Origin of the sequence: Prochlorococcus sp. MIT 0801 (genome assembly GCF_000757865.1) — a bacterium.
In the GTDB taxonomy this organism is placed as follows: Bacteria; Cyanobacteriota; Cyanobacteriia; order PCC-6307; family Cyanobiaceae; genus Prochlorococcus_B.
The window spans coordinates 329,914-342,957 of sequence record NZ_CP007754.1; the positions used below are offsets into that span (position 1 = coordinate 329,914).

General features: G+C 36.8%; 12 protein-coding genes. 4 read left to right on the forward strand and 8 right to left on the reverse strand.

The window, feature by feature from the left end:
- Positions 1-13: 13 nt before the first annotated feature.
- From EW15_RS01705 to fabI, 3 genes are all read right to left on the reverse strand, one after another.
- A complete protein-coding gene (locus EW15_RS01705) occupies positions 14-1,507 on the reverse strand; it encodes a carotenoid oxygenase family protein (RefSeq protein WP_038651192.1) in 1,494 nt (497 codons plus the stop codon).
- A gap of 88 nt (positions 1,508-1,595) precedes the next feature.
- Positions 1,596-2,207: an imidazoleglycerol-phosphate dehydratase HisB gene (gene hisB / locus EW15_RS01710; RefSeq protein ID WP_011294280.1), complete on the reverse strand. Its 612-nt coding sequence runs from the start codon at positions 2,205-2,207 to the stop codon at positions 1,596-1,598.
- Positions 2,208-2,238: 31 nt separating this feature from the next.
- The gene (fabI, locus tag EW15_RS01715) at positions 2,239-3,021 is read right to left on the reverse strand and encodes an enoyl-ACP reductase FabI (RefSeq protein ID WP_011823127.1); all 783 of its coding nucleotides are present in this window, start codon (positions 3,019-3,021) and stop codon (positions 2,239-2,241) included.
- 120 nt (positions 3,022-3,141) lie between these two features.
- Between fabI and EW15_RS01720 the strand changes: the two genes are divergently transcribed.
- Both EW15_RS01720 and EW15_RS01725 read left to right on the forward strand, forming a co-directional pair.
- Positions 3,142-3,762 (forward strand): thioredoxin family protein, encoded by a 621-nt coding sequence (locus EW15_RS01720; RefSeq protein ID WP_011823128.1) that lies wholly within the window; start codon positions 3,142-3,144, stop codon positions 3,760-3,762.
- Between the two features lie 51 nt (positions 3,763-3,813).
- Entirely contained in the window at positions 3,814-4,983 is a 1,170-nt protein-coding gene (locus EW15_RS01725) for a DegT/DnrJ/EryC1/StrS aminotransferase family protein (protein ID WP_038651198.1), read from the forward strand.
- 1 nt (position 4,984) lies between these two features.
- Here EW15_RS01725 and EW15_RS01730 read toward each other — a convergent pair whose 3' ends face one another.
- The 3 genes from EW15_RS01730 to folK form a co-directional block, all read right to left on the reverse strand.
- Entirely contained in the window at positions 4,985-6,466 is a 1,482-nt protein-coding gene (locus EW15_RS01730) for a deoxyribodipyrimidine photo-lyase (RefSeq protein WP_038654986.1), read from the reverse strand.
- Positions 6,463-7,023 carry an NUDIX hydrolase gene (locus EW15_RS01735; protein ID WP_038651201.1) on the reverse strand — a complete coding sequence of 187 codons (561 nt, stop codon included), beginning with the start codon at positions 7,021-7,023 and terminating at the stop codon, positions 6,463-6,465. The genes EW15_RS01730 and EW15_RS01735 overlap by 4 nt, the downstream gene beginning before the upstream one ends.
- A gap of 68 nt (positions 7,024-7,091) precedes the next feature.
- Entirely contained in the window at positions 7,092-7,673 is a 582-nt protein-coding gene (gene folK / locus EW15_RS01740; RefSeq protein WP_011294286.1) for a 2-amino-4-hydroxy-6-hydroxymethyldihydropteridine diphosphokinase, read from the reverse strand.
- Positions 7,674-7,719: 46 nt separating this feature from the next.
- Here folK and bchD point away from each other — a divergent pair, with 46 nt between their 5' ends.
- Positions 7,720-9,873, forward strand: coding sequence for a magnesium chelatase ATPase subunit D (gene bchD / locus EW15_RS01745; protein ID WP_038651205.1), 2,154 nt, complete (start codon positions 7,720-7,722; stop codon positions 9,871-9,873).
- A 10-nt stretch (positions 9,874-9,883) separates the two neighbouring features.
- On the opposite strand, the gene EW15_RS01750 is transcribed toward bchD, so the two are convergent.
- Positions 9,884-10,729 carry an MlaD family protein gene (locus EW15_RS01750; RefSeq protein WP_038651208.1) on the reverse strand — a complete coding sequence of 282 codons (846 nt, stop codon included), beginning with the start codon at positions 10,727-10,729 and terminating at the stop codon, positions 9,884-9,886.
- A gap of 4 nt (positions 10,730-10,733) precedes the next feature.
- On the reverse strand, positions 10,734-11,519 hold the full coding sequence (locus EW15_RS01755) for an ABC transporter ATP-binding protein (RefSeq protein WP_071841024.1): 786 nt from the start codon (positions 11,517-11,519) through the stop codon (positions 10,734-10,736).
- Positions 11,520-11,646: 127 nt separating this feature from the next.
- Here EW15_RS01755 and yvcK point away from each other — a divergent pair, with 127 nt between their 5' ends.
- Positions 11,647-13,044, forward strand: coding sequence for a gluconeogenesis factor YvcK family protein (gene yvcK / locus EW15_RS01760; RefSeq protein ID WP_038651211.1), 1,398 nt, complete (start codon positions 11,647-11,649; stop codon positions 13,042-13,044).

A 13,044-nucleotide genomic window follows, 5' to 3' on the forward strand; every position in this document is an offset into this window, starting at 1 on the left:
AAACTTTTAGTTTTTAATTTTCAACCCAGCTTCCGTGTAATCCATGTGGTATTGAAATGGGTACTTCAAGAATAGCTTTTTCAGTCAGATCTTTAGAATCAAGGATTATTAAATCAGTTCCAGATCTAATACTATTCCAAACCAATGCAACAACCCATCCATCGTCTTCTTCAGATTTTGATTCTTGAGATGGAATAAATATAGGTTCACTTACAAAACCTCTTGGAGCCGCACTCCAACTTATCTCTTTATTATTAGATAAATCGATTTTTTTTATGGCTTGAAGTGGCCCATTCCCCTCTTTTTCTTCTGCAGTTGCCATCCAACTAAAGCGGGCCTTTAATCCTTCAAAATGAGGATTAACCATTGCAAATTCACAACATTGATTGCTTATTGTTGAGCAGGTAAATGTATTTTCTATGGGATTGATTTCACTTCTTTTCAAAATTCCTTCTGGTAAAAGATCAAAATCAATTTCTCTAAAATTATCTTCGGGTCCAATGCTCGGAAAATCATCATAAAAAATACTTTCAATATTGATTTTTTCATTATCTTCCCATGCATTTAGATGATGAAAAACAAAACCCTTTGGAGCATCAACTGATTTTGGAGGTTGACCAGCAAACTTGCCAGAGTCCCTTGGAATTAATAAAAATTTTGGAGTTCCATCACTTTTAGAGGCTAAACATTGTGCGGCTCCTTTTTGTCCAAGAAGAAAAGGGAGAGGATTAAAACTAATAGCATTTTGCAGAAATATTGCCCAGTTTGGAGTTATGGCAAAATCATGCAAGAAGGCAAATCCATTAAAAGAATCTTTTCTATCACTTAAAAGAGAACCAATATTTTCTCCCTCTGTGGAAAATTCCATCAATCTTATTGTGCTTTTAGGACCTGTGGATACCCCAAAAGTGACCATTCTTTGACTTTGATGATGGCCAGGGTCAAATCGTGGATGAGCACTAAATGCTTCACCTTTTTTTAAAACTCCTTTTAAATTTGATAAACCTTTGGTCTCAAGGGTATTTGGATTAAGTGAATATGGACTAGATGCTTCCCATAAAGCTAGTAGATCATCTCCAAGTTTTATGACGTGTGTATTGGCAATATTTTTTAGCCTTATATCAAAAGCATTAGCTAACACTCCTCCTTCTTTTTGAGTTCCAAATACACCTCTATATAGAAATTTTTGGGATTTTTCTTCTTCTGTCCATTCCTTTGTGCGAACAAAACGATTCGTCAGGTTTATTTTTCCATTGTCAAATTTGAAGGCAGCAATCATGCCATCTCCATCAAATGGATGATGGACCCATCTTCCCCCTCTTTCTAATCTACCTGGGCCGTTTCGATAAAAGGTACCAGAAATTTTTTCAGGAATAGATCCTTTTACAAGCTTGAGTTGAACGTTATCTAATTCTTTTTCAACATTGCAATATGCACTGGACCAATCTTCTTTGTTGAAGATTGTTTGCTTTGGTGATGTTTCTCTTTTTAAATAACTAACTGCCATTATTTTTCTTGAATTGAAACTTGATTTTCGCTTAAAAGTCTGACTTTTGCGAGTTCAAGCTCAAATGATTTATTTAAATATGGAGTTTTTATTGACCAGCCTGTTCAAGAACTCCTTTACTGCTTGGAATTTGACTTGATCTTCTAGGGTCAATTTCAGTAGCCATCCTAAGGGCTCTTGCAAACGATTTGAAAGTAGCCTCAATTATGTGGTGAGTATTATTTCCTGCCAGTTGTCTGATGTGGAGAGTTAAACCACCATTACTCACAACAGCACCAAAAAATTCTTTAACTAACTCCGTATCATAAGTGCCCACTTTTTGAGAAGGAATATCTAAACTAAAACTTAAATGTGGTCGACCGGAGCAATCAACCACAACCTGAATAAGAGCTTCATCAAGCGGAGCTAAAAAATGACCAAAACGTTTGATTCCAACTCGATCACCTAATGCTTTTGACAAAGCTTGTCCAATAGCAATTCCAACATCCTCATTGGTGTGATGATCGTCTATGTGAGTATCTCCATTTGCTCTTACTTCAATATCAAATAATCCATGACTAGATAATTGTTGGATCATATGGTCTAGAAAACCAATCCCCGTATTTGCACTGCATTTTCCAGAACCATCAAGATCAATTTTCACAAAAACGTCAGTTTCTTTAGTTTCCCGTCTAATCTCTCCTTCTCTAGTTTTTTCCATATTTAATTGGCAATTTTAAGTTGGCTTGAAATTACATTCCATTGATGCAATAACCTGCATCAACATAAACAGTTTGTCCTGATATACCACTTGAAAGATCGCTAAGCAAGAAAGCTGCGGTATTGCCTACCTCTATTTGAGTAACGGTTCTCCTAAGGGGAGCTTTTTCTTCGACGTTATGAATCATGTCCAGAATTCCTCCAATCGCTGAGCTAGCGAGAGTTCTTATTGGTCCAGCACTGATAGCATTAACTCGAACCTGATTCTCAGGACCAAGTTCTTCCGAAAGATATCTAACGGATGCCTCCAAAGCTGCTTTAGCAACCCCCATTACGTTGTAATTGGGAATTGCTCTTTCTGCTCCTAAATAAGTCAAGGTGACTACGCCAGCGCCTTTACTGAAAAGAGGTTTTGCATATTTACATAGTGGGGCTAGTGAGTAAGCGCTGATTTCTAGGGCTCTTGAGAATCCCTCTGAAGAAGTTGCACTGTAATTGCCTACTAATTCTTCCTTCCCTGCAAAGGCTAGACAGTGAACTAATCCATCAAGCTGACCCCATTGATTTTTAATGGCTTCAAAAACTTCTTCAATTTGAGAAGAATTTTGAACATTAAGTGGTAAGAACAAGCTTGGATTTAAAGGAGAAGTAAGTTCTTTTACTTTCGCTTCAAATCTACCTTTTTCATCGGGCAAGTATGTAATTCCTAATTCAGCTCCAGCTGCTTTTAACTGTTGTGCAATGCCCCAGGCAATTGATCTATTGTTTGCTATTCCTGTAACAAGGATTTTTTTGCCACTAAGATCGAGAAGCATCTTTCGGACTCATTTGGTTAGTATTTCTAATTGTCCCTTATTTAGGGCTAAGACTCATAGTTAAATGAAAATATAGTTAAAAGTTCTGTAATCCATTAACCCCAAAAAACTATAAGAATCATGGTTCGAACAGCCTCAACAATGCTTCCATTAGGAACTCAATTACCTGATTTTGAGTTAGGTGTGGTTTCAGGCGTGAACTCTGCTCCAGATGATCCTTTAAAAGGCCTTAGTCATATTAGAAGTGTTGACCTAACAAAAAGACCATTGTTTTTGATGGTTATATGTGCTCATTGTCCATTTGTTAAACATGTAGAAAGTGGAATCACAAACCTATTCAATTCTTTTGGTAATGATATTCAATTTTTGGCTATTTCTAGCAATAGCTTGATAACCCATCCTCAAGATGCACCAGAATTCTTAGCCTCTCAAGCTAATAAACTGGGATGGAAGTTCCCATACCTATTTGATTCTGATCAAAAATTAGCAAAAGCGCTTAGAGCCGCATGTACTCCCGATTTTTATGTTTTTTGGCCTTCTCCAGATGGAAACTTAACATTGAGATATAGGGGACAAATGGACGGAAGTCGCCCTGGCAATGAAATTCCTGTATCTGGTGATGATATTCGTCTAGTATTCAAATCCTTATTAAAGGGAGAAGTTATTTCAGCTAATCAAAAACCTTCTATTGGTTGCAACATAAAATGGCATCCAGGTATGGAGCCTGAGTGGTTTGGATGAATTAATGAGAGTCTTTTAATTGTTCATCGTTGCCACTTAATTTAAATAGTTATGCAAATACCTCCTTTTAGTCTTGAAGCTCAAATTTCTGAAATTGGAGACGAGATTGAAGAAGCTTTAATTAAGGTTTTCAGAAGCGGAAAATATATTGGAGGAGAGGAAGTAGCTTCGTTCGAAAAAGCTTTTGCCTTAGCAACAGAAACTTCTTACTCAGTTAGTTGTAATAGTGGAACAGATGCATTAATTCTTGCTTTAAGAGCACTAAATATTGGACAAGGTGATGAGGTGATCACCTCATCATTTAGTTTTTTTGCTACTGCAGAAGCAATCACCAGTGTTGGAGCTAGGCCGGTTTTTGTAGATATTGATTCTAAAAACTATCTTATGGATCTGGATTTAATAGAAAATGCAATAACTCCCAGAACAAAAGCTATTTTGCCTGTGCATTTGTTTGGTCATCCACTAGATATGGATAAAATAATGGCAATTGCTGAATCCAATAATCTTAAGGTTGTAGAAGATTGTGCTCAAGCAGCTGGGGCGTATTGGCGAGGTAAACCTGTTGGAAGTTATGGGGATATAGGTTGTTTTAGTTTTTTCCCTACTAAAAACTTAGGTGCAGCAGGAGATGGAGGAGCTATAACTACTAATGATTTTGATCTAGCAAAAACAATTAGGGAACTAGCTATTCATGGGATGCCAAAGAGATATTTTCATACAAATATTGGATATAATAGTCGACTTGATTCATTACAAGCTGCAATATTAAATGTTAAGTTAATCCGATTAAATAAATGGATTGAGCAAAGAAAAGAAATAGCTATTAATTACATAAATCAGTTATCAGCTATAGATTCAATTGAATTACCATCTAATACTTTTGTTAATAATTCTGGTCATTCTTGGAATCAATTTGTAATCAGAATAATGGACAATTCTTTTATTAAAAATATAAAATATAACTCAGATGATGTTTTTGATAATCTAAATAGAGATCTATTTAAAACTGAACTTCATAGGCTTGGTGTAAATACAATAATTTATTACCCAATACCCATACATCTTCAACCTGCATATAAAAATTTAGAGTATAAAGAAGGATCTCTTCCTGTTACTGAAAAAGTATGTAGTCAGGTTATTAGTTTACCTATTTTCCCAGAGTTAAAATCTATTCAGCAATCATATGTCATTGATAAAATAAAAGAACTATTTAAAAAATAAGCTATTTAATATTCGAATATAATTCTTTGAAGATTGATGTTTGATTTTTGTGGCTTATTATTGGTTTTGGATAGCTATTTCTCTCCGCAGAACTTATTTCACCTGAAAGTAAATTAGGCGTTGAAATATGTGATAGCTCAGGAATCCATTTTCGGATATATTCACCATCTTCGTCAAATTTAGAAGCTTGTCTAAAAGGATTAAATATTCTCATGGGTTTTGGATCCATCCCACTGCTAGCACTCCATTGCCAACCCCCGTTGTTTGCTGCCAAGTCACCATCAACTAAGCTTTTCATGAAGAAAAGTTCTCCCAATCTCCAATCAATTAAAAGGTCTTTTACTAGAAAAGAGGCAACAATCATTCTGCAACGATTATGCATCCATCCAGAACACTTAAGTTGTCTCATTGCAGCATCAATTATTGGGATACCAGTCAATCCATCTCCCCATGCTTCAAACCAATCAGGTCTATTTTGCCATGAAAAATCTAACCATTTCTCCCTGTATGGACCTTTCTCAAGCTCTGGAAAATTAATGAGAGCATTTTGATAAAACTCTCTCCAAGCAAGTTCCTTTATCCATGTATCAATAGAATTTATTTTATATTCATCATCCGTCGCGTTTTTTGATACTTGAGCCCCATTCCATACTACTCTGCAACTTATGGTACCTAAACTTAAAGCAGCACTTAGATGAGAAGTATTCTCTAAAGATGGAATATCTCTTGCTTTATTGTATGAATTTATAACTCCTGAATGTATAAAAGAGTTTAATTGTTTTATTGATTCTGATTCTCCCGGCTTGCAAGGACATAGATTTGTATTGTTGAATCTATTTAAAGAAAGTAATTCATAAATAGATTTGCTTTTGTTTGTAATACAGTAGTTTAAATCAGAGTTTTTAATTGATGATAATTCTCTTTCATTAAGACCTGTAAGTTGTTTAGCTGTTTCTGAGGTTTGTATTAAATTATTCTCTGATGATTTGGTTGTATTGATTATATCAATCCATTTGCGATAAAAAGGTCCATATACCTTGTATGGTTCATCATTGTTTGTTTTGATATTACTTGGGTTAACAATTAATTGATCTAAAAATGTATAAACTTTCCTTTTTTCTTTTGAAAGTTTTTCTGCAATTTGTTTGTCTCTATTGATTTCATAAGGTTCAATATTTTCGTTCCAGTAAATACATTCAGCATGAACTAACTCAGCTAATTTAGATATTAATTCAATAGGATCTCCATTTAATATTAATAAACGACTTCCTCTAATCTCCCAATTCTTTTGTAGTTCTATAAGACTTTCACCTAAAAACCAGTTTTTTGCTTCAGATGTAGTTCTATTTAGATCTAAGAGTTTGGGATCTAAAACATATACTCCGATAAGGCTTTTTGAATTTTTTGATGCTTCGAATAGGCCGATATTATCTCCAAATCTTAAATCTCTCCTATGCCAAAATATTGATTGAAATTTTGTCATCTCATATTCAAGAGTTGGCATGCTCTGAACCATGCTGTAATAGTTTTCCCATCAAGTGACTCTTCCCCACTTGCAATGATTTCATTTAATTTTCTTGGGGAAATTTTTAATACTTCAATATCTTCATCTGCATCGCCCTCAGGTTTTTTTTCAAGTTTTGTTAGATCCCTTGCAAGAAAAATATGAATTGTTTCGTCAGAATATCCTGGGCAAGGAAGCATTTCTCCTAGTTTGTCCCATCTTTTTGCAGAGTAACCACTTTCTTCTTGAACTTCTCTTTTGATTGATTCAAGAGGGCTTTCGCCTAATTCTAATGTTCCAGCAGGAAACTCAAGAATTCTTCTCGAGCAAGCAAATCTGTATTGACGAAGAATAACGACTTCTCCAGAATCTGTTATTGGTACGGCTAATGCAGCCCCAGGATGACGAATGATCCCAAATTCGCCCTCCATTGAATTAGGTAAAAGAAATTTATTAATTTCAAAACGAATTTTTTTTGCATCAAGACAATCTTTTGTCTCAATAATTTTTGAGGGTTCAGGTCCTGGAATTGACATGCTTTTTTTTCTATCCTTATAGGATGGCTGATTTTTTTAGAAAAGGTTGGTGATTTTTGTTACGAGTTTTATTCAGGCCAAATATTTTGAGAACTGATTCGTTTCGTTTTACCTTGGGTTTTTGATAAAACTTCTGCAAGGGGAATTAAAACAAAGTTTCTTTCACTAAATCTTGGATGAGGCAAAATCAAAGTGTCAGTATTTATTTGTAGTCCGCCCCAAGAAATGAAGTCAATATCCAAAGATCTTGGCCCCCAAATAATCTCTATATTTTCTCTTTCCCTTCCTGCAATTTTTTCTAATTCTAAAAATTTTTTCATCAAACATTTAGCTGCTTTTTCATTTGGGGTGACTGAGGCAAAACCCTCTCCCTCCACAACAAGTACGGTATTAATGAATTTTGGTTGGTCAATTGGCCCCCCTAAAGGATCAGTCTCAAATAGAGGAGCCCATTGAAAAGATAAAGACTTATCAAAATTTTGAGAGTCTATTTTTGGATGATTTAAAGCAATATTCCACTCGATTATGCTTTTTTCTATATGCGGCCTCATGGCAGCGATTGTTCTTATGGGATCTCCTAGAATGCCAGGGATATTTGCGCCTATTGAGATGACGAGTTTCAATTCTGGTTTTTGTTTTGCATAAGTCATGCGAATATTAAAAGACTTTTAAAAATTTGCTTGTTGATCCAACCCTATGGTTTCCAGTGGATTGAACAATAACAATATGTCTTCGACTTCAAAAGACATTGCTGTAAAGGATAGAGCCAATCTTGCTTTCCCTTTGGCTGCAATTACAGGCCATGGAACTTTAAAGCTTGCTTTAATGCTCGCCGCAGTTGATCCTGGTTTGGGAGGAGTAATAATTGCGGGTGGTCGCGGGACTGGGAAATCTGTTTTAGCTAGAGGCTTACATGCCCTTCTCCCGCCGATTGAAATAATTGATTTAGACGAATTAGCCAATACTGAGGATGGAGATGATTCATTTATTTATCCGGCAGGTAGAAATTTAGATCCTTCTTTTTCAGGCGAATGGGATGATTTAACTAAAAAACTTTTCACAAAAAAGATAGGGAGTTATGAAAATACTGATGACTTAGAAAATATCCCTACAAAAGTTGTTTCTGCGCCCTTTATTCAGGTTCCTTTAGGAGTAACGGAGGATAGGCTTGTTGGTGCAGTTGATGTCGCTGCTTCATTATCAAGCGGAACTCCAGTATTTCAGCCAGGCTTACTAGCTGAGGCTCACAGAGGAGTTTTGTACATAGACGAATTGAATTTATTGGATGACGGCATTGTCAATCTTCTTTTGGCTTCAGTAGGTGCAGGTGAAAATAGAGTTGAACGAGAAGGATTGAGCCTAAGTCACCCTTGCCGTCCTCTTTTGATTGCTACTTACAATCCTGAAGAGGGGGGATTAAGGGACCACCTCTTGGACAGATTTGCAATTGTTTTATCTGCAGATCAATTAATTACAAACGAACAAAGAGTTGAAATAACTCAATCTGCCATTTCTCATGGTCAATCAAGTGAAGCTTTTTCTAAGAAATGGTCTGAAGACACAGAATCTCTATCAACACAGTTGCTTTTGGCAAGGCAATGGCTTCCAGATGTTCAAATCAGTGAGGATCAAATTGAATACTTAGTTGTGGAAGCCATACGTGGAGGTGTAGAAGGACACAGATCAGAGCTTTATGCAGTAAGGGTTGCAAAGGCTCATGCTGCCTTGTGTGGAAGGGATTCAGTGGACGCAGAAGATTTAAAAGCGGCAGTAAGACTTGTCATCGCTCCCAGGGCTATGCAAATGCCGTCAGAAGAGGAGATGGAGCCTCCGGCCCCTGAAGATCAGCAGCCACCACCACCGCCTCCTGAAGACTCTGATGACAATAATGATCAAGAGGAAGATCAAGAAGAAGATCAGGAAGAGGAGCAAGATGAAGAGTCATCCCCTCCAATCCCAGAGGAATTTATGCTTGATCCAGAAGCATGTGCCGTAGATCCTGATTTGTTGTTGTTTTCATCTACTAAATCAAAGAGTGGAAATAGCGGAAGTCGATCAGCTGTCTTAAGTGATAACAGAGGTCGATACGTAAAACCAATTATTCCTAGAGGACCTGTTAGAAGGATTGCCGTTGATGCAACCTTAAGAGCTGCAGCTCCTTATCAGAAAGCAAGAAGGGAAAGAGAACCTAATAGGAAAGTTATTGTTGAGGAAGGCGATCTACGCGCAAAATTACTGCAGCGTAAAGCTGGTGCATTGGTAATTTTCTTGGTTGATGCAAGTGGATCAATGGCGCTCAATAGAATGCAAAGTGCAAAGGGAGCTGTTATTCGGTTGCTAACCGAAGCTTATGAAAACAGAGATGAAGTTTCTCTTATACCTTTCAGAGGGGATCAAGCAGAAGTTTTACTCCCTCCAACCAGATCAATCACCGCTGCGAAAAGGAGACTTGAGGCAATGCCATGTGGCGGTGGCTCTCCACTAGCTCATGGTTTAACTCAGGCTGCAAGAGTTGGAGCAAATGCCTTAGCCACAGGAGATCTCGGACAGGTTGTAGTAGTGGCAATTACGGATGGGCGTGGAAACGTTCCATTAAGCACTTCACTAGGTCAACCAATTCTTGAGGGAGAGACACCACCCGACTTGAAGCAAGAAGTTCTTGATGTCGCTTCGCGTTATCGTGCGCTGGGTATTAAATTGCTTGTAATTGATACAGAAAGAAAGTTTATTGCTAGTGGAATGGGTAAAGACCTGGCTGAAGCATCCGGAGGTAAATATGTTCAATTACCTAAGGCAAGTGATAAGGCTATTGCTTCAATTGCAATGGATGCGATTAACAGCGTTACCTGAAACTTGTTTTTTAAGGATATATATCATCAAATAATTTACTTAAACCAATGGTTACCTTTTTTAGAGCATTTATAAGTTCTTTGTCTTCCATAATATTTCCCATATCTGAGCTCATTTGATCAATTTTCTTTGTTAGAGAGCTAGATGTTGAGGCAAGTTCCTGAATATCTTTTAAAGTCTCAGGGTTGTCTAGGCTTTCAAGAATATTATTTAAATGAAAAGAAGCTTTTGTTAGTTCAGAAATTATAGGCTTTGCTCTTATAAGTTCTGATTTAGATAACAAGACAAGTTCATCAAGATTAGCTTGAGTACGATCAAATTGTTGAATAGATTCAGATACTTTATTTACTATTTCTTGTTTGTCGGCTTCACCAATAATTCCATTTATACCCTCTGTCAAGCTTGATATGCTAACCATTTTAACACCTTTAATTTTATCTCCACTACATAAGATTATTTTTTGAGGACAATCTTTATTGACTGTAATTAGTTCATTTTTATTTAATGATTTGCCTAGTGAAATTAAAGATAATTGAGCATCTCCTCCAAGCATAGAACTTGTGACGATTTTGGCAATTACAGGTTTTGGTAGAATTAGATTATCGTTATTTAATTTTATTTTAGTTTCAACTGTGTTTGGCGTGAAACTAATATTTTGAACAGATCCAACAATGATTCCCCGATAAGTAACTGGAGACATCTTGGCAAGACCACTTGCATCTTTAAAGCTTGCAGATATTTCCCACGTTTTTGAGCCTAAACGAAAATCTCTTAACCAGAGCATTGCTCCTGAAAAGATAACTAACCCACCTAATAGTGAAAAGCCAACAAAAGCATCTCGTAAACTTCTTCGCATAAATTTATGAGTCCTCAGGTTGCATTGGTCCTTGAAGATTGCCTGTGCGAAATTGTTTCACATAGGCATTTTCACTTTGTTTAAATTGATCTATAGATCCATCCCATTGAAACTTGCCACCGTAAAGCAAAATAACTCTATTAGCCGTTCTTTCAATTGTACTTGAAACGTGACTAACTACAATTGAACATCCTTCCGCAGCCTCAGTCGTTTTAATAATTAGATCTTCAATACGAGTACAAGCTATTGGATCTAACCCAGCAGTTGGTTCGTCATATAAAAGAAGCGGAATAGAGCCTTTTCCTTTCTTGGAGTCACTGATTAATGCTCGAGCAAAACTTACTCTTTTTTGCATTCCTCCACTCAGTTGATTTGGAAATTTGTCCGCAACATCAAATAAGCCTACTTTCTGTAAGCAATTTATGACTTTTTTATTGATAATTTCCTCTGGTAAAACTTTCTGTTTTTCAAGCAAAAAGCCTACATTTTCCCTAACAGTTAATGATGCTAATAATGCTGGATTTTGAAAAACTAATCTCACATCAGGAGGACTATTTTGATCAAGCCTTAAATAATTTTGATCAATACCTGATATTTTAAGGCTTCCTTCAGAAGGTAAGAGCAAACCAGCTAGTAAGCGAAGTATTGTTGACTTGCCCGAGCCTGATGGACCAACAATTGCCAATCTCTCTCCAGCCATCATGGCTAGATTGACTGAATCGAGGACTTTGTTTGACCCCAGTACAACACTGAGATCTTTCATCAACATTACTTGAGTGTTTTTTGGCACACTCTCCCCTAATGTTTGTTTACCTGTCTCATTTTGTATGAGATCTGTGAAATGGGAAGTTTAATTAGAGTTTATATGAATTAATTATTTAGTTCTCTTTTTTGAAATTTCCTCAAACTCGAATCCATTGAACAAAAGAAGAAAAAGAAAATTAAGAAGAGCCACCTTGCGTAAAAGCCTTCTCGCTAGCTTGTCTTTTCATCTTTACTCTCGCTTCAAAAGAGCTATTAGATGGCTTTTGCCTGGATTAGTAGTCAAAAGGTGGATGATGACATCTGGATTGGGCTTGTTAATTGCTTTGATTGGAGCCTCTATTTGGGCTGACTTGCGTCCAATTTATTGGGTAGTTGAAATACTTTTTTGGTTTTTAGGATTTATAACTACTTTTTTACCCAGAACCATTTCTGGACCTATAGTCTTTTTTATAGGGATATCTCTTTTAATTTGGGGGCAAGGGAGAAGTTTTGAATCTATTAGGCAGGCGTTAGGTTCAAAAAAAGATACTTTTTTGGTTGATGCTTTAAGAGCTAAGCAAAAATTAAATAGAGGTCCAAATATTGTTGCTATTGGAGGAGGAACAGGTTTATCTTCATTATTAAAAGGCTTAAAAAGATATAGCAGCCGAATCACGGCAATAGTGACTGTTGCTGATGATGGAGGAAGTAGTGGAGTTCTCAGGAGAGAACTGGGTGTTCAGCCTCCAGGAGACATAAGGAATTGTTTAGCAGCTTTAGCAACAGAAGAACCTCTTATTAAAGGACTTTTTCAATATCGCTTTCCCTCAGGTAGTGGACTTGAGGGACATAGTTTTGGGAATCTTTTCCTATCTGCCTTGACTGAGATAACTGGAAGCTTAGAGACCGCAATTACTGCTTCAAGTCGTGTTCTTGCAGTTCAGGGTCAAGTTGTACCAGCAACTAATGTAGATGTTCGTTTGTGGGCGGAACTCGAAAATGGTGACCGAATAGATGGAGAGTCAGCCATAGGAAAAGCCCCCTTGCCAATAATCAGAATAGGCTGTTACCCATCGCGACCCCCAGCTTTGCCAAGAGCTCTAGAAGCTATAAGAAATGCTGAAATTATTTTGATAGGTCCAGGAAGTTTATATACTTCAATTCTCCCAAACCTGCTAGTCCCTGAAATAGTCGAGGCGATTGAGAAGAGCAAAGCTCCTAAGCTATATGTATGTAATTTGATGACTCAACCTGGAGAAACTGATGGACTTGACGTAACTGGTCATGTAAGAGCCATAGAAGCGCAATTGGCATCAAGAGGAATTTCTAGGAAAATATTTAGTTCAATTCTTGCTCAAGATGAATTAAAACCATCCCCATTGGTTGATTACTACAAATCAAAAGGGGCTGAACCAGTCAAATGCAACAAGATTGATCTTTTATCTAGAGGATATAATGTTTATTTAGCTTCTCTTCAGGGTTCAAAGGTCACTCCAACTTTGAGGCACGACCCAAGAAGTCTCGCTTTAGCAATAATGAGGTTTTACAGAAGATACAAAAAAGGTAAATAA